At 71.7% G+C, this 16,792-nt stretch carries 17 protein-coding genes; 9 read left to right on the top strand and 8 right to left on the bottom strand.

The features are described from left to right. The first annotated feature begins 61 nt into the window (after positions 1 to 61). Positions 62 to 364, top strand: a complete 303-nt coding sequence (locus Psi01_RS15895; RefSeq protein WP_204064773.1) for a YciI family protein — start codon at positions 62 to 64, stop codon at positions 362 to 364. A gap of 97 nt (positions 365 to 461) precedes the next feature. Here Psi01_RS15895 and Psi01_RS15890 read toward each other — a convergent pair whose 3' ends face one another. The 3 genes from Psi01_RS15890 to Psi01_RS15880 all read right to left on the bottom strand — a co-directional run bounded on the left by Psi01_RS15890 (position 462) and on the right by Psi01_RS15880 (position 2,104). Continuing rightward, on the bottom strand, positions 462 to 992 hold the full coding sequence (locus tag Psi01_RS15890; protein ID WP_204064772.1) for an SRPBCC family protein: 531 nt from the start codon (positions 990 to 992) through the stop codon (positions 462 to 464). After that, a complete protein-coding gene (locus Psi01_RS15885) occupies positions 989 to 1,366 on the bottom strand; it encodes an ArsR/SmtB family transcription factor (protein ID WP_307819236.1) in 378 nt (125 codons plus the stop codon). Before Psi01_RS15885 ends, Psi01_RS15890 begins: the two co-directional genes overlap by 4 nt. Positions 1,367 to 1,480: 114 nt before the next feature. Then, the gene (locus Psi01_RS15880) at positions 1,481 to 2,104 is read right to left on the bottom strand and encodes a hypothetical protein (protein WP_204064771.1); all 624 of its coding nucleotides are present in this window, start codon (positions 2,102 to 2,104) and stop codon (positions 1,481 to 1,483) included. Between the two features lie 238 nt (positions 2,105 to 2,342). Between Psi01_RS15880 and Psi01_RS15875 the strand changes: the two genes are divergently transcribed. Continuing rightward, positions 2,343 to 3,332 carry a polyprenyl synthetase family protein gene (locus Psi01_RS15875; RefSeq protein ID WP_204064770.1) on the top strand — a complete coding sequence of 330 codons (990 nt, stop codon included), beginning with the start codon at positions 2,343 to 2,345 and terminating at the stop codon, positions 3,330 to 3,332. Here Psi01_RS15875 and Psi01_RS15870 read toward each other — a convergent pair. After that, positions 3,325 to 4,530 carry a cytochrome P450 gene (locus tag Psi01_RS15870; RefSeq protein ID WP_204064769.1) on the bottom strand — a complete coding sequence of 402 codons (1,206 nt, stop codon included), beginning with the start codon at positions 4,528 to 4,530 and terminating at the stop codon, positions 3,325 to 3,327. The two genes, Psi01_RS15875 and Psi01_RS15870, sit on opposite strands and share 8 nt — an antisense overlap. 443 nt (positions 4,531 to 4,973) lie before the next feature. On the opposite strand from Psi01_RS15870, the gene Psi01_RS15865 reads away from it, so the two are divergent. From Psi01_RS15865 to Psi01_RS15835, 7 genes are all read left to right on the top strand, one after another. Further along, the gene (locus Psi01_RS15865; protein ID WP_204064768.1) at positions 4,974 to 5,816 is read left to right on the top strand and encodes a fumarylacetoacetate hydrolase family protein; all 843 of its coding nucleotides are present in this window, start codon (positions 4,974 to 4,976) and stop codon (positions 5,814 to 5,816) included. A gap of 50 nt (positions 5,817 to 5,866) precedes the next feature. After that, positions 5,867 to 7,207, top strand: a complete 1,341-nt coding sequence (locus Psi01_RS15860) for an L-fuconate dehydratase (protein ID WP_204064767.1) — start codon at positions 5,867 to 5,869, stop codon at positions 7,205 to 7,207. After that, the gene (locus Psi01_RS15855) at positions 7,200 to 7,961 is read left to right on the top strand and encodes an SDR family NAD(P)-dependent oxidoreductase (protein ID WP_204064766.1); all 762 of its coding nucleotides are present in this window, start codon (positions 7,200 to 7,202) and stop codon (positions 7,959 to 7,961) included. The genes Psi01_RS15860 and Psi01_RS15855 overlap by 8 nt, the downstream gene beginning before the upstream one ends. 91 nt (positions 7,962 to 8,052) lie before the next feature. Continuing rightward, on the top strand, positions 8,053 to 9,108 hold the full coding sequence (locus tag Psi01_RS15850) for a sugar ABC transporter substrate-binding protein (RefSeq protein WP_204064765.1): 1,056 nt from the start codon (positions 8,053 to 8,055) through the stop codon (positions 9,106 to 9,108). After that, positions 9,108 to 10,628 (top strand): sugar ABC transporter ATP-binding protein, encoded by a 1,521-nt coding sequence (locus tag Psi01_RS15845; protein WP_204064764.1) that lies wholly within the window; start codon positions 9,108 to 9,110, stop codon positions 10,626 to 10,628. Before Psi01_RS15850 ends, Psi01_RS15845 begins: the two co-directional genes overlap by 1 nt. Before the next feature lie 26 nt (positions 10,629 to 10,654). Beyond that, entirely contained in the window at positions 10,655 to 11,695 is a 1,041-nt protein-coding gene (locus Psi01_RS15840) for an ABC transporter permease (RefSeq protein ID WP_239127720.1), read from the top strand. 31 nt (positions 11,696 to 11,726) lie between these two features. Beyond that, positions 11,727 to 12,659 (top strand): aldo/keto reductase, encoded by a 933-nt coding sequence (locus tag Psi01_RS15835; protein ID WP_239127719.1) that lies wholly within the window; start codon positions 11,727 to 11,729, stop codon positions 12,657 to 12,659. Between the two features lie 84 nt (positions 12,660 to 12,743). Here Psi01_RS15835 and Psi01_RS15830 read toward each other — a convergent pair whose 3' ends face one another. The 4 genes from Psi01_RS15830 to Psi01_RS15815 all read right to left on the bottom strand — a co-directional run bounded on the left by Psi01_RS15830 (position 12,744) and on the right by Psi01_RS15815 (position 16,621). Beyond that, positions 12,744 to 13,418 carry a FadR/GntR family transcriptional regulator gene (locus tag Psi01_RS15830; protein WP_204064762.1) on the bottom strand — a complete coding sequence of 225 codons (675 nt, stop codon included), beginning with the start codon at positions 13,416 to 13,418 and terminating at the stop codon, positions 12,744 to 12,746. Between the two features lie 36 nt (positions 13,419 to 13,454). Next, complete coding sequence (locus Psi01_RS15825) at positions 13,455 to 14,591, bottom strand: MBL fold metallo-hydrolase (RefSeq protein ID WP_204064761.1); 1,137 nt, start codon at positions 14,589 to 14,591, stop codon at positions 13,455 to 13,457. A 17-nt stretch (positions 14,592 to 14,608) separates the two neighbouring features. After that, positions 14,609 to 15,766, bottom strand: coding sequence for a steroid 3-ketoacyl-CoA thiolase (locus tag Psi01_RS15820; protein WP_204064760.1), 1,158 nt, complete (start codon positions 15,764 to 15,766; stop codon positions 14,609 to 14,611). Between the two features lie 135 nt (positions 15,767 to 15,901). Beyond that, on the bottom strand, positions 15,902 to 16,621 hold the full coding sequence (locus tag Psi01_RS15815; protein ID WP_204064759.1) for a TetR family transcriptional regulator: 720 nt from the start codon (positions 16,619 to 16,621) through the stop codon (positions 15,902 to 15,904). Positions 16,622 to 16,792: the final 171 nt, after the last annotated feature.

The raw sequence follows: 16,792 nt of genomic DNA, 5'->3' as shown, positions 1-16,792 counted from the left end.
AAGCCGGATCGAAGGTCAGATCAACCCTCGATCCAAGAAACACGGCCTAGTCTTGACGGTCATGTTCATCCTCGAGCTCACCTATACGGCCCCCGTCGAACGTGTCGACACCGTTCTGGCGGACCATGCCGCATGGCTGGACAAGCAGTACGAGGCCGGAGTGTTCCTCGCCTCGGGCCGTAAGGTTCCACGCGACGGCGGGGTGATCGTCGCTGTCGGCGGGGACCGTGCGGCCGTCGAGGCCCTGGTGGCGACCGACCCCTTCAGCGTCGAGGGGGTGGCCACCTACCGGATCATCGAGTTCCTCGCCGTCAAGACGGCCCCGGTCCTGTCCGCTTACCGTCAGGAGCTCCCGCCGGCCTGACCCCGGGTGCCGGCGCACCGTCCACCCGGTCGTCTGCCGTTGCCGGATCCTGCCGGCCGCCGCCTCGGAACGGCTCCCGTGATTCGCCGGGCAGGCCTCAGCCCTTGCCGGGGACGGGGGCGCCGGAGGGCAGGCCGGCGGCGACGTACCCGTCGTAGAGCTCGTCCCAGGAGGCAGCCGGGCCGTTGTGCGGGTCCTCGGCCGGTCGGCCGTCCGCGTGGGTGTCGAGGGCCGACAGGCACAGGTCCCAGCCGGCCGCGTTGCGGGCCGCGGTGTCCCGGTCCTGCAGGACGTTGGTGAGGGTGAAGCGGGTCCGGTGCTCCCCGAGCGGTTCCAGGTCGAAGTGGAGCTCGTCGCCGCCCCAGGTGAAGGCCAGCCGGCGGGGCGGGTCGACGGAGATGATCCGTCCGCTGGACTCGGGCATGCGGGGATCGCCGGAGAAGGTGACGGTGCCGCCCGGAGTGAGCTCAAGGGTGATCTCGGGGGACGGGAACCAGTGGGCCAGTCCGGCCGGATCGCTGACCAGGGCCCAGACCTTCTCGATCGGGTGGTCGTAGATCCGCTGGAAGCGGACCGCGGGGCGGGCGTCGTCGAGTTCGAGGTAGGTGCCGGAGTTCGTGGTGATCATGGCTTGCCGGTGCCTTTCTGCTCGTCGGATCTGCGGCGCTGTGCCGGACCGCCGTCGTGCTGCTCCGCGTCGACGGCGTCAAGATGGCGGCCCAGAGCGTCGAGGCTGCTGTTCCACAGTCGGCGGTACGGCGCCAGCCAGGCGTCCAATTCGGCCATCGGTGCGGGTTCGAGCGCGTACAGCCTGCGCTGGGCGTCGGGTATGACCCGGACCAGGCCGGCCTCGCGCAGCACTCGCAGGTGCTTCGACGTGCTCGGCTGGCTCAGGTCGCAGGCTTCGCTCAACTCGCCGACCGGGCGTGGGCCCTCCAGCAGGAGGTGGAGGATCGCACGGCGGTTCGGGTCGGCCAGCGCACTCCACACGATGGTCTCCACACAGCGAATATACCTGTTCGAGAATATGAACGACAAGGAATATTCACAGAAAGGCGGCAGTCGAGCTCCGGTCGATGCCTGATGGCGGAACGGCCGCACGACATGATCGGCCGGTCAGGAGCCGAGGATCAGGCCGACGACGCAGACCAGGAGGGACAGGGCCGACACCGCGAAGGCGCCGATCATCGAGGTTCTGCGGCCGCGCTGGATGCCGAAGCCGTACAGCACCATGGTGGGGATGAAGGCCAGGCAGAGCGGGACGAGGGCGAGCAGGGCCACCGAGGTCCAGACGCCGCGTTCGCCGGTGGGCACGACCCGGTCTCCCTCGGGGGTGAGGGCGGCGGGGAAGACCTCGCCGGCCTCCGCGTCGGGGACGGTGTCGATGACGATCGGCTCGCGTGCAGGATCGTCGAACGTGAAGCGGGCCTGGCAGTCGTAGCGTCCCTCGCCGAGGGCCTCGCAGGACAGCACCTCGGCGGTGCCGGGCGTGCCCCGGTCGCCGAGCGCGATCTCCAGGCCGGGACGGGTGGTGTCGATCACGGTGTAGGCCAGGAAGACCATCAGGCCGATCAGGAAGAGCATCCCCACCGGCCCGCGCGGCCGCCGGCCGGCGACGGGCTTCCCGGCGGGAGGACCGGCGGGCCGGGGCTGCCTGCCGGCGGGTGCGGGACCTGAGGGCCGCCGGGCGGGCTTCCTCCTGGACCGCCCCTTCCGGTTGGCGTGCTGCATGCGCGTCATGCTCCTGACCGTGGCAGACGACACTTGACGATCGCCTGCAGCCTATTTACAGGGCGACGGTGCCCGGGCCCGGGCGGTTCTGGCCGTGCCGGGCTCCCAGCGTGGGCTCACAGGCGGCCTCAGCGTGTCCTCAGGAAGGCTCAGCGTGTCCTCAGGAAGGCTCAGCGTGTCCTCAGGCGGGGTCGGGCAGCGTGGTTCATGATCCCTCGCGAAGGGTCCTCACACGGAGGAGTCCGTCATGCTCGTCCCCGCCACACGCCCGCAGCGCCCGGAGGAGCTCCTGGCCGGCCCGGTCCTCTCCGAAGGGCTGAGCCGGGTGGAGCGCCGCCTGAACCGGCTGAGCACCTCCTCCCGGCTGCCGCTCATCAACCGGGCGGCCGAGCGGATCACCGCGGCCGGGGGCAAGCGGCTACGGCCCGCGCTGACCCTGGCGACGGCGCTGGCGCTGAGCGGGCGGATCGACCGGCGGGCGGTGACCGCGGCGGCGTGTGTGGAGCTGATCCACGCGGGGTCGCTGGTCCACGACGACCTGATGGACAACGCCGCCGAGCGGCGCGGCGTGCGGACCGTCAACGCCGAGCTGGGCAACGGCGGAGCGATGATCGTGGGGGACTTCATGGTGGCCAGGGCCTGGCTCGCCGCTCTCGCCTCGACCCCCAGGGCGGTGGCCGAGACGCTGGCCACCACGCTGGTCGAGCTGGCCGAGGGCCAGTTCCAGGAGACGGCCGACCTCTTCGACGCCGGCCGTACGCCCGCCGACGCCCTGGAGTCGGTCCGCCGCAAGACCGCCTCCCTGTTCCGGGCGAGCTGCGTGGTCGCGCATCCGGACGGGCGGGCCATGGCGGAGTACGGCGAGCGGTACGGCACGCTGTTCCAGATCCTCGACGACCTGCTCGATCTGGCCTCCACCGCCGAACTGCTGGGCAAGCCGGTCGGCAACGACCTGCGGCAGGGCGTCTACAGCTTCCCGCTGCTGACGGCGGTGGGCCGTGACTGCGGGGACCTGCGCCCGTTCCTCGGACGGCGGCTGACCGAGGACGAGATCACCGTCGTCCTGGCACGGCTCAGGAACAGCTCCATGATCGACGACACGATCGAGTACTGCCGGGGCCTGGCCGCCGACGCGGTCGCCGCACTGCCGGTCGTCGCCCATCCGGAGGCGGCCGCCGTCCTGTGCGGCCTGCCGGTCGCCACCGTCGACCACGCACGGGCGCTGCTGGTCAGGTGAGCGTGACGGGCAGTTCCTTGATGCCGTTGATGAAGTAGGAGCGCAGGCGGCGGGCCGGGCCGGCCTGGGCGATCTTGGGCAGCCGGTCGGCCAGGACCTCCAGCATCACCCGCAGCTCCAGCTTGGCCAGGTGGTTGCCGAGGCAGAAGTGGGCCCCGCCGCCGCCGAAGCCGATGTGCTGGTTGGGCTCGCGGCCGATGTCGAAGACGTCCGGTGAGTCGAAGACGTCCTCGTCGCGGTTGGCCGAGCTGTAGAACACCACGATCTTGTCGCCCTCGCGGACCGGCTGGCCGCCGATGACCGTGTCGGCGGTGGCCGTACGGCGGAAGAGGTTGACCGGGGAGACCCAGCGGACGATCTCGTCGGCCGCGGTGGCGGCCAGGGAGGGGTCGGCCACCAGCCGGGCCCACTGGCCGGGGTGCTCGAAGAGGGTGAGCATGCCGCCGGAGGCCGCGTTGCGGGTGGTCTCGTTGCCCGCGACGAGCAGCAGCAGCACGAACAGGTCGAACTCGTCCTCGCTGAGCGCCTCGCCGTTCTCGGCCGGCTGCAGGAGCTTGGTGATGATGTCGTCGCGGGGCTCCGCGCGCCGCCGGGCCGCCAGCTCGTTGGCGTAGGCGTAGACCTCCATGGCGGCGGTCTGGCCCTCGGCCGGGTCGGTGGCGTAGTCGGGGTCCTCGGCGCCGATCATCCGGTTGGACCAGGAGAAGATCTTCTCCCGGTCCTCGACGGGCGCGCCGAGCAGCTCGCAGATCACGTACAGCGGGAGCGGGGCGGCGATGTCCCGGACGAAGTCGGCCGACGGGCGGCCCTTGGCCTCGTCCACCAGGTCGTGGCAGATGTCGCGGATGTGCTGCTCCAGCCTGCCGATGACCCGCGGCGTGAAGCCCCGGTTGACCAGGGAGCGGCGCCGGGTGTGCTCCGGCGGGTCCTGGTTGAGCATCATCAGCCGCTGCATCTCGCGCTCCGCCTCGGGGATCTCGTTGAACAGCGCGAGTTTGCGGCTGGAGGAGAACAGGTCGGAGTGCCGGGAGACGTGGACGACATCGGCGTGCTTGGTCACCGCCCAGAACTCCGGCCAGTCCTGCGCGGGGGCGCCGTGGTGCCGGTAGACCGGGGCGTTGGCCCTGAGCCAGGCGAGCTGGTCGAGCGGGGGACCGTTGAGCGCGTACGAATCCTGGTCGACAAGATCGATATTCATGAGCCCTCCTGCGTGAATCGTACGTGCCGGGGGGCGTGGACCGGGTCGGGCACGGCTCACGGCCAGGCACTTGATCAAGCGCTTGGTCGGATACGTTTCTGAAACATGTTCTATTGCGTGCGGACGCAACAGTCAAGGGAACGGGTCGGTTGCCTTACCGAAACGCCCGGTCAACACCCTTAGTAATCCGATGTATGGCCTCTCCGGATCGGGTCTGCGGGGAACGGTGCGGGCGCGCCCGGATGCCGCCTCCCGGTCGGCGAAACCCGATGACTGTGAGAAGGGGTGCAGCGAATATCCGGGAAATCGGCATAGCCTGCACGTTCTTCCACCTAACAGATCGGATGTATCTGGTGGTGAGGCATTGACAGGCGCCCGGAGGTCCGCCAGCATCACGGGACAAGACATCCGATGTATGAACTGTATGACCCAAGGGATGCGGTGTGAAGCTGCTGCGCGTTGGACCTGTCGGCCGGGAACGGCCCGTCGTGATGGACGAGGCCGGCAACCTCCGTGTGATCTCCGAGGAGATCGACGGGACCTTCTTCGCCTCCGGGGGAGTGGCACGCGTCCGCGAGGCGCTGGAGAGCGGGACGCCGCCCGTCCTCGACGCCGGGGGCCTGCGCGTCGGCGCGCCGGTCGCCCGGCCGGGGAAGATCGTGTGCATCGGCCTCAACTACCGCGACCACGCGGAGGAGACCGGCGCGACGCCCCCCGCCGAGCCCGTCGTCTTCATGAAGGCCGCCAACACGGTCGTCGGGCCGTACGACGAGGTCCTCATCCCTCGCGGCAGCGTGAAGACCGACTGGGAGGTCGAGCTCGCCGTGGTCATCGGCGAGACGGCCCGCTACGTGGAGACGCACGAGGAGGCGCTGGCCAAGGTCGCGGGCTACGCGATCTCCAACGACGTCTCCGAGCGCGAGTTCCAGCTGGAGCGCGGCGGCCAGTGGGACAAGGGCAAGTCCTGCGAGACCTTCAACCCCCTCGGCCCCTGGCTGGTCACCGCCGACGAGATCCCCGACCCGCAGGACCTGGGCCTGCGGCTGTGGGTGGACGGCGAGCCGTACCAGAACGGCTCCACCAAGAACATGATCTTCGGGGTGGCGGAGGTCGTCCGCTACCTCAGCCGGTTCATGGTCCTGGAGCCCGGCGACATCATCAACACCGGCACCCCCGCCGGGGTCGCGCTCGGCCTGCCCGGCACGCCGTACCTGCGCGAGGGCCAGGTCATGGAGCTGGAGATCGACGGGCTCGGCCGCCAGCGCCAGACGGTGGGGCGGGCATGAGCGGGCCCGCGGGCGCGCCCATGAGCGGCTCCACGGACACGTCCGCAGGCATGAGCGGCTCCAAGGACGCGCAGGCCGCCTCCACCGGTACGGCGGGCGCCGGTTACCGGATCGTCTCGCTGGACGGCCACGACATCCGCTTCCCCACCTCGCTGGAGCTCGACGGCTCCGACGCGATGAACCCCGACCCCGACTACTCGGCCGCCTACCTGGTGCTGCGGACCGACGACGGGTTCGAGGGCCACGGCTTCGCCTTCACCATCGGCCGGGGCAACGAGGTGCAGACGGCCGCCATCAAGGCGCTGGAGCCGTACGTGATCGGCCGGGACGTCGAGGACCTCGGCGCGCTGTGGCGGGACATGGTCCACGACTCGCAGCTGCGCTGGCTCGGACCCGAGAAGGGCGTCGTGCACATGGCGATCTCCGCCGTGGTCAACGCCCTGTGGGACCTGAAGGCCAAGCGTGAGGGCAAGCCGCTGTGGCTGCTGCTGAGCGAGATGTCCCCCGAGGAGATCGTCGCGCTGGTGGACTTCCGCTATCTCACCGACGCGATCACCCCCGAGGAGGCCCTGGCCATCCTGCGCGCCGCCGAGCCCGGCCGGGCCGAGCGGATCGCGCACCTGCGGGAGCACGGCTACCCGGCCTACACCACCTCGCCCGGCTGGCTCGGATACGACGACGACAAGCTCCGCCGCCTGTGCAAGGAGGCGATGGACGAGGGCTTCACCCAGATCAAGCTCAAGGTCGGCGCCGACCTCCAGGACGACCTGCGCCGCATGCGCATCGCCCGGGAGACCTGCGGCGAGGACTTCCCGATCGCCATCGACGCCAACCAGCGCTGGGACGTCGGCTCGGCCATCGCGTGGGTGAACGCCCTGGCGCCGTTCCGCCCGCACTGGGTGGAGGAGCCGACCAGCCCCGACGACGTGCTGGGCCACGCCGCCATCGCCCGCGCCATCGCGCCGATCCCGGTCGCCACCGGCGAGCACGTGCAGAACAGGACGGTCTTCAAGCAGCTCCTGCAGGCCGGCGCGATCTCCTACCTCCAGCTCGACGCGGCCCGCGTCGCGGGGGTGAACGAGAACGTCGCGATCCTGCTGCTCGCCGCCAAGTTCGGCATCCCGGTCTGCCCGCACGCGGGCGGGGTGGGCCTGTGCGAGCTGGTGCAGCACCTGTCGATGTTCGACTACGTCGCGGTCAGCGGCTCGATGGAGAACCGGGTGATCGAGTACGTCGACCACCTCCACGAGCACTTCGTCGACCCGGTGGTGATCAGGAAGGGCGCCTACACGGCCCCCAGCCGGCCGGGCTTCGGCGCGCAGATGCACGCGGCGTCGATCGCCGACCACACCTATCCCGGCGGCCGGATCTGGAGGTCCCCCGATGACTGAGTTCGACGGCCTGCGCGCGCTGGTCACCGGAGGCGGCTCCGGGATCGGCCTGGCCACCGCGACCCTGCTGGCCGGACGCGGAGCGGCGGTGGCCTGCCTGGACCTCGACCCGCCCGGCGAGCCGTTCGTCGGGCTGAAGGCCGACGTCACCGACGACGCGCAGGTCCGTACGGCGGTCGCCGCGGCGGCCGAACGGCTGGGCGGGCTGGACATCCTGATCAACAACGCCGGCATCGGCGCCGCCGGGACGGTGGAGGACAACCCCGACGAGGAGTGGCGGCGGGTCCTGGACGTCAACGTGCTGGGCATGGTCCGGGTGACCAGGGCGGCCCTGCCGTACCTGCGCCGCTCCCGGCACGCGGCGATCGTCAACACCTGCTCGATCGCCGCCACCGCGGGGCTGCCCCAGCGGGCGCTCTACAGCGCCTCCAAGGGCGCCGTGCAGTCGCTCACGCTCGCGATGGCCGCCGACCACGTGCACGAGGGCATCCGGGTCAACTGCGTCAACCCCGGCACCGCCGACACCCCGTGGGTGCAGCGGCTGCTGGACGCGGCGCCGGACCCGGTCGCCGAGCGCGCGGCGCTGGAGGCCCGTCAGCCGATGGGCCGCCTGGTCAGCGCGGAGGAGACCGCCGCCGCGATCGCCTATCTGGCCGGTCCGCTGGCGGCCTCCACGACCGGAACGGTCCTGGCCGTGGACGGGGGCATGCAGGGGCTCCGGCTCCGGCCCCGATCGCGACCGGTGTCCCCGTGAGGGACGAGATGAGTGACCGGTCCCCCCGCGGGCCGAGACGACTGGTCAGGCAATAATCACCCCCCATATGGTTCGAAACGAGGCAAAAGGCATGAAACTCGGAACCGCGGCGGCCGGCGCGGCGCTGCTCGCGCTCACTCTCCCCCTCACCGCGTGCGGCACGTCGGAGAGCGCCGGCGGCGGGACCACGTCCGCCGGTGAGACCGGGGCCGCCGGCGGCAAGGTCGGGATCGACTTCCCGCGCGCCGACTCCGACTTCTGGAACTCCTACACCAAGTACGTCCCGGACATGGCCGAGGAGCTGGGCGTCGACCTGATGCCCGGGACCAACTCGCAGAACGACGTGGCCAAGCTGGTGGCCAACACCCAGGCCCTCGTCGGCCAGGGCGCCAAGGTGATCATCATGGCCCCGCAGGACACCGGCGCGATCGCCTCGACGCTCTCGAACCTCGAGAACAAGAACATCCCGGTCGTCTCCGTCGACACCCGCCCGGACAAGGGCAAGGTCTTCATGGTCGTGCGGGCCGACAACAAGGCCTACGGCACCAAGGCGTGCGAGTTCCTCGGCGGGAAGCTCGGCGGCAAGGGCAAGGTCGTCCAGCTGATGGGCGCGCTGTCGTCGATCAACGGCCGCGACCGGGCCGAGGCGTTCCGCTCGTGCATGAAGGAGAAGTTCCCCGGCATCACGGTCTTCGAGGAGCCCACCGAGTGGGAGGGCACCAAGGCCGCCTCCATGCTGCAGACCCGCCTGGAGCAGCACCCGGACATCAAGGGCGTCTACATGCACGCGGGCGGCGTCCACCTGGCCCCGACCCTGCAGGTGCTCAAGGCCAAGGGCCTGATCGTGCCCCCGGAGGACCCCAAGCACGTCTTCGTGATCTCCAACGACGGCATCCCGCAGGAGTTCGAGGCGATCCGCAGGGGCGAGATCGACGCCACGGTCTCCCAGCCCGCCGACCTGTACGCCAAGTACGCGCTCTTCTACGCCAAGGCCGCGGTCGAGGGCAAGACCTTCCAGCCGGGGCCGACGGACCACGACAGCACGATCATCCAGCTGCCGAACGGGCTGGAGGACCAGCTCCCGGCCCCGCTGGTGACCAAGGAGAACGTGGACGATCCCAAGCTCTGGGGCAACCAGGTCAAGTGATGAAATCTAAGGAAAAAGCGTCGGCGGCCGGGGGCGTCCCGGCCGTCGAGGCCCGTGACATCGTCAAGCGCTTCGGCCCGACGACCGCGCTGAACGGCGCCGGCATCACCATCGCCGAGGGGGAGACCCACGCGCTGGTCGGCAGGAACGGCGCGGGCAAGTCCACGCTGGTGTCGATCCTGACGGGCCTGCAGCGTCCCGACGAGGGCGAGGTCAGGTTCGCCGGGGAGCCCGCGCCGCCGCTCGCCGACCGGGACGCCTGGCGGCGGCGGGTGGCCTGCGTCTACCAGAAGTCGACGATCATCCCCAGCCTGACGGTCGCGGAGAACCTCTTCCTGAACCGGCAGACCGAGCGGGGCGCGATCAGGTGGCGGGAGCTGCGGACCCGGGCCAGGGACCTGCTGGAGCAGTACGGCGTGGCCGTCGACGCCGAGGCCATGGCCGGCGACCTCGGCGTCGAGCGGCGCCAGCTGCTGGAGATCGCCCGGGCCCTGTCGTTCGGCGCCCGGTTCATCATCCTGGACGAGCCCACCGCCCAGCTCGACGGCCCGGCCATCCAGCGGCTCTTCGAGCGCATGCGCGCGCTCCGCGAGCAGGGCGTGACGATGATGTTCATCTCGCACCACCTGGAGGAGGTCTACGAGATCTGCCAGAGCGTCTCGGTCTTCCGCGACGCCCGGCACATCGTCACCGCCCCGGTCGGCGAGCTGCCGCACCAGCGGCTCGTCGACGCGATGACCGGCGAGGCCACCGCCGCCTACGCCTACCGGTCCCGTACGGTGCCCGCCTCGGCCCCCGTGGTGCTCGCCGCCCGCGGGCTCACCCTCGCCGGCCGCTACGAGGGGGTCGACCTGGAGGTCAGGGCCGGCGAGGTCGTCGGCCTGGCCGGATCCGGCAGCAGCGGGAAGGTCGGCCTGGCCGAGACGCTGGTGGGCCTGCGCAGGGCCGACTCGGGCACGGTGAGCGTCGGCGGCGCCGCGGTCCGGCCGGGCGACATCCCGGCCGCGCTGGAGGCGGGCCTGGGCTTCGTCCCCCAGGACCGGCACCGCGAGGGCTTCGTCCCCCTGCTGTCGATCGCCGAGAACGCCACGATGCCGATCGCCCGCAGGCTCGGCCGCTACGGGGCGGTCTCCCCGGCACGCCGGCGCGAGCACGGCGCGCGGATGATCGCCGAGCTGGACATCAAGACGACCGGGCCCGACCAGCCGGTGGGGGACCTGTCCGGCGGCAACGCCCAGAAGGTCGTGCTGGCCAGGGCGCTGGCCGACGACCCGAAGGCGCTCGTGGTGATCAACCCGACCGCCGGGGTGGACGTGAAGGCCAAGCACGCGCTCCTCGGCGCGGTCGAGGACGCGGCCGGCCGCGGGGCCGGGGCCGTACTGGTCTCCGACGAGCTGGACGACCTGCGGATCTGCGACCGGGTCCTGGTCATGTTCCACGGCAGGATCGTCAGGGACGTGCCGCGCGGCTGGACCGACACCGAGCTGGTGGCGGCCATGGAAGGTATCGAGAACCGATGACACGCCCGACTGCCGGGAGAGCCCCCATGAACCGGACCCGTCCTGTGAACGCGACGCGGACCTCCCCACCCCTGGCCGAGGCCGGCGCCGTGCCCGCGCGGCGCGGGTTGCGCCTGGGCCGCTTCCGGGACCTCACGCTGGTCCCGGTGATCATCGTCCTGCTGGTCGCCGGATCGTTCGTCGATCCGATCTTCCTCACCCCCGGCAACCTGACGAACGTGCTCCAGCAGCAGTCGGCGCTGGCGCTGGTGGTGCTCGCCGAGGCGCTGATCCTCATCGCGGGCAAGTTCGACCTGTCGCTGGAGTCCACCGTCGGCATGGCGCCCGCCGTGGGCGTGATGCTGGTGATCCCGACGGCGGCCGGCGGGTTCGGCCTGGAGCTGCCCGCGGTGCTGGCGATCCCGCTCTGCCTGCTCATCGGCGGCCTGGTCGGCGCGTTCAACGGTTTCCTGATCATGCGCTTCCAGCTGTCGGCCTTCATCGTCACGCTGGCCATGATGATCGTCGTGCACGGCCTCCAGCTCGGCCTGACCCAGGGCAAGAGCCTGTTCGAGCTGCCCGAGTCGTTCCTCTACCTGGGCAGCGCCACCTGGCTGGGCATCCCGGCGGCCATCTGGATCACCGGCGCGTTCTTCGCCGCGGGCATCATCGCGCTCGGCTACTTCCGGGCCGGCCGCGCGCTGTACGCCATCGGCGGCAACGCCGACGCCGCCCGCGCGGCCGGCATCCGGGTGGAGCGGGTCGTCTGGGCCGTCTTCGTCATCGGCGGTGTGATCGCCGCCCTCGCGGGCGTGCTGGAGACCGGCCGGCTGGGCGGCATCAGCGCCAACCAGGGCGTCGGCTGGATCTTCATGGCCTTCGCCGCGGCCGTCATCGGCGGCGTCAGCATGGACGGCGGCAAGGGCACGATCCTGGGCGCCCTGACCGGTGTGCTGGTCATCGGCCTGGTGGAGAACATCCTGACCCTCAAGGGCGTGCCCGGCGAGTGGAAGCAGCTCGTCTACGGTTCGATCATCCTCGTCGCGCTGATGATCAGCCGCCTCGCGGGGGGTAAGGCACAGGATTGACGTTCTCGTGGAAGCGTGGAATGGAGCGCGTGTGGAGCTCAGCAGGTACGGCTTCGGCGGTGCCCCGATCGGCAACCTGTTCACCGCGGTGGACGACGCCACGGCGACGGCGGCGGTCGATGCCGCCTTCGACGCCGGGATCCGGCTGTTCGACACCGCGCCGCACTACGGCCTCGGCCTGGCGGAGCGGCGGCTCGGCGCGGCGCTGGCCGGGCGTCCCCGCGACTCCTACGTCCTGTCGACGAAGGTCGGACGCCTGATCGTGCCCTCCCCGGGCGGAGGCGGCCGGGACGACGAGGGCTTCGACGTCCCGGCGGACCTGCGCCGGGTGCGCGACTACTCGCGCGAGGGGGTACGGCGGTCGCTGGAGGAGAGCCTGGAGCGCCTCGGCCTCGACTCGGTGGACATCGCGCTGATCCACGACCCGGACGACCACTGGGAGCAGGCCGTCTCCGAGGCGTACCCGGCCCTGGCGGAGCTGCGCGAGCAGGGGGTCGTCAAGGCGATCGGGGCGGGGATGAACCAGTGGGAGATGCTCGCCGGGTTCGTCCGGGAGACCGACGTGGACGTGGTCATGCTCGCCGGGCGCTACACGCTGCTCGACCAGTCGGGCGGGCGCGAGCTGCTGCCCCTGTGCCTGGAGCGCGGCGTCCGGGTGCTGGCCGCCGGGGTCTTCAACAGCGGCCTGCTGGCCACCCACGAGCCGTCGGGCACCTACGACTACGCGCCCGCCCCCGGCTCCCTGCTGGCCCGCGCCCGCCGGATCGCCGCCGTCTGCGAGCGCCACGGCGTCACCCTGCCCCAGGCGGCGCTGGCCTTCCCGCTGCGCCACCCGGCGGTCGCCTCCGTGGTCGTGGGGACCCGCTCGGCCGAGGAGGTCGCCCGAAACGCCGCCCTGACCGCCCGCCCCGCCCCCGAGGCCCTGTGGGCCGACCTCGCCGCCGAGGGCCTGCTCTCCGCCTGACCGGTCCCGGTACGGCGGCCGCCGTACCGGATGGGCGGCCCGGAGGCGGCAGGCCGTACCGGATCGGCGGCGGCCCGGACGCGCTCAGGCCAGGGCGTTGCGGAGCCACTCCTCGACGCCGGCGATGTGGACGGTGGCCCAGGCCCGGGCGACCTCCGGCTGGCGGGAGGCGATGGCCTCGCAGATCGCGGCGTGCTGCTCGCGGGTCTTCTCCAGGGCGTTCTCCTGGGTGAGGCCGCGCCAGATGCGGGCCCGGGTGGTTGGCCCCGACAGGCTCTCCAGCAGCGAGCACAGCACCGCGTTCCCCGAGCCCTCGGCGATGCGCTGGTGGAAGCGCAGGTCGTTGGCGACGAGCTGCTCGACGCTGGGATCCTCGGGCAGCGAGGAGAGGATCCCGCGCAGCTCGTCGATCTCGGGCTCGGTCATCGAGGTCGCGGCCATGGCGGTGGCCGCGGGCTCCAGGATCCGCCGTACCTGGAAGAACTGCAGCACCGTGTCGTCCTGGTGGAAGTCGACCACGAAGGACATGGCGTCCAGCAGCAGCCGCGGCTCCAGGCTGGTCACGTAGGTCCCGTCACCCTGGCGCACGTCCAGCACGTTGATCAGCGCCAGGGCCCGGACGGCCTCGCGCAGGGAGTTGCGCGACAGCCCGAGCCGCTCGGCGAGGTCGGCCTCCTTCGGCAGCCTGCTGCCCGGCGCGAGCTCACCCGAGAGGATCATCTGCTTGATCTTGTCGATAGCGGCGTCGGTGACCGCCACACTTCACCATCCCGGGTTCGCTAAGACATCGGATGTCTAGGAGTGTAGGGCGAACCGGACAGGCTCAGTCCCCCCACGCATCCAGGCTTCGGGCCCCGTCCCGGGTGCTCCCTCCTGTGACTCCGTGCCCGACGCCGACGCCGACGCCGACGCCGACGCCGATGCCGACGCCGACGCCGACTCCGACTCCGGCATGCGGCGGATCACGCCGCGCGCCTCCAGCGCCCGCAGGTGCGCCGCCGCCTCCCCCGCGGCCATGCCGCGCAGCATGCCCGACAGCTCCGGCCAGGGGCGGTTCCACGTCATCCGCTCGGCGACCTCCCAGATCGTCAGCGGCCGGCCGGCCTCCGCCAGCAGGGCGGCCAGGGCCGTCAGCTTCTCCTCGTGGTGGGCGCGGATCTCCCGGGCCCGTCCCGCGGCGTCGGGGAAGGTCCACTCGTGGGCGGGCAGCGCCTCAAGCTCACCCAGCCCGGCGACCTTCTCCAGGGAGAGCAGGAAGTCGCCGAGCGGGTCGACGTCGGCGCGGTCGTAGGGGTAGACGCCGACGTGCGGGGTGATCCCCGGCAGCACGTGGTCGCCGGTGAACAGCCGGTCGGCGTCCTGCAGGTGGAGACAGAGGTGACCCGGTGTGTGGCCGGGCGTCCAGATCGCCCGGAGCGCGCGCCCGGGGAGGTCGACGAGCTGCCCGTCGTGCAGTTCCCGGTCGGGCGGGGCCGGGGGACCGGGCCGGTTCGCGGTCACCTCCTCGACCTCGACCGCGCCGGCCCCCGCGCGCCGGAGCATGCCGGCCTGGAAGTCCCGCTGCAGGCCGTCGCCGACCTGGCGCATGAGCCTGACCAGGGCCGCGTCCGCCTCGTGCATGGCGATCCACGCGCCGGACTCCTCCCGCACCCGCCCGGCGAGCCCCGCGTGGTCGGGGTGGAAGTGGGTCACCACGACGCCGCGCACCTCGCGCACGTCCACGCCCAGCGAGGCGAGCCCGTCGCGCAGCGCGAGCCAGGCGTCGGGGTGGTTCCAGCCCGCGTCGATCAGGACGGGCCCGGCGGGCGACTCGATCGCGTAGACGAGCGTGTAGCCGAGCGGATTGCCCGGGATGGGCACAGGAACGCTCCACACCCCGCCGCCGAGGTCGGTCGGGCGCTGCTCGCTGTACGGCCTGCGGCGGGTCTTCACCAGGGGTTCTCCAGTGTTCAGAGGCGTTCGAGGATGGTGGCGGTGGCCAGCGCGCCGCCGGCGCACATCGACACCAGCGCGGTCGAGGAGTCGGATCTCTCCAGCTCGTGCAGTGCGCTGGTGATCAGCCGGGAGCCGGTCGCGCCGACCGGGTGGCCGATCGCGATGGCGCCGCCGTTGGCGTTGACGCGGCTCATGTCCGGCTGGTGCACCGACGCCCACGACAGGACGACCGAGGCGAAGGCCTCGTTGACCTCGAAGCGGTCGATGTCGTCGACGGTCATGCCCGAGGCGGACAGGACCCTGGCGGTGGCGTCCACCGGGCCGTCCAGGTGGTAGTACGGCTCGGCGCCGACGAGCGCCTGGGCGAGGATCCGGGCCCGGGGGCGCAGGCCGTGCCGGGCGGCGGCCTCCCGGCTCATCAGCAGCACCGCCGCCGCGCCGTCGGAGATCTGCGAGGAGGTGCCCGCGGTGTGCAGGGCGCCCTCGCCCATCACCGGCCTGAGCGCGGCCAGCCCTTCGGCCGTGGTCTCCCGCAGTCCCTGGTCCCGGTCGACGGTGCGGGTCTCGCCGGTCGGCAGGCCGTCCTCGCCGAGGACCGGCGCGGTCACCTTGACGATCTCCCGGTCGTAGCGGCCGTCGGCCCAGGCCTTGGCGGCCAGCTGCTGGGAGCGGGCCCCGAACCAGTCGAGCCGCTCGCGTGTCAGCCCGCGCCGCTGGGCGATGCGCTCGGCGGCGGTGAACTGGTCGGGCAGGTCGACGGACCAGTCGTCGGGCCTGGGGTCGGCCGGGAGCACGTTGCTGCCGAGCGGCGCGCGGCTCATCACCTCGATGCCGCAGGCCACGGCGACCTCGACGATGCCCGCGTCGATGAGGGCGGCGGCCAGGTGCACGGCCTGCTGGGAGGAGCCGCACTGCGCGTCGACGGTGGTCACGCCCGTCCGGTACGGCAGGCCGCCGTAGAGCCAGGCCTGCCGGCCGACGTGGCCGCCCTGCTCGCCCGCCTGGGTCACGCAGCCGGCGAAGACCTGGTCCACGATCGCGGGGTCGATCCCGGCCCGCTCCACCAGGCCGTTCAGCGCCGCGGCGAGCAGCGCCTGCGGTTTCAGGCCCGCGAGCAGGCCGCCCCGCTTGCCGATCGGCGTCCGCACGGCCTCGACGATCACTGCGTTCATCCGGAAATCCCCTCGTCGGGCGGTGCCCAGCCGCCGCCGGGGAGCGCACCGCCTGCGGGTCCGCTCCTCGCGGCCGCCCACGCGCCGCTCCAGAACATCGCTCCAGTCGCCTTCCGCAAGCGACTGTAACGCGTTCTATTTTGGTGCGGAAGGAGGGGCGTCGAAATCGGCGAGCAGGCGGGCGGCGGCGATCTCGATGCGGCGCTGGATCTGCTCGTGGGTGCGGCGCCCGCGCAGCATCTCCAGCAATTCCTGCACCCACACGCTCGACAGGGAGCCCACGAGGGCGAACTGCTCCTCGGTGGCGGTGCGCACGGTGACGCCGTCGGCGGTGACGCGCAGCAGCAGGTCGGTCATGCGGTCGCCGAAGGGCGTCTCCACCTCGGCCAGGATCAGCGAGCGGATGAGCGCGTCGGCCAGCTCGGGCTCGCGCATGAGGCCCCGGGTAGCGCGCATGAGGACGTCCACGGCCCGGCCGGAGGGCGTGGTGGCGCTCGGCGGGCGGCGCTCGATGCTGCTCTCGAGGAGGTCGATCTCCTCGCCGACCACCGCGACGACGAGATCCATCTTGGAGGGGAAGTAGCGGTAGAGCGTTCCGAGCGCGACGCCGGCGCGCTCGGCGACGGTGCGCATCTGCATGGCCTCCACGCCGCCGCGCGAGGCCAGCGCCGCCGCGGCCTGGACGATGCGCTTGCGCCGCTGGTGCTGGCTTCTCGTGCGGGCGCCGGTGGACGTCGTCTCGCTGTGCACGCCAGGGACCCCCTTGATCGTGGACGGTCCGGCGGTGCTCGGGGCGGACGTGCCGGCGGGGCGCCGGGTGGCGGGCGCCTCGGTGGTGGCATGCGGGATGCGCATAAGAACACGTTATCTGATTTCTTAGTACTCCGGCTGGTTACTCATCAGTCACAAGGAAGGCTGGTTTACATGGCATATGCCTCATAACACCATCTTCTGGATTGTTGCTTCCGGACGTAGTCTGGACAAACACTAGAATCCGTTCTAGTTTGCGGGCGGCTGACCTGAACA

The organism is Paraplanobispora siamensis (assembly GCF_016863175.1).
Classification (GTDB): Bacteria; Actinomycetota; Actinomycetes; order Streptosporangiales; family Streptosporangiaceae; genus Planobispora; species Planobispora siamensis.
The sequence above is the reverse complement of the archived record's forward strand: the minus strand, read 5'-3'. Positions and strand labels throughout refer to the sequence as shown.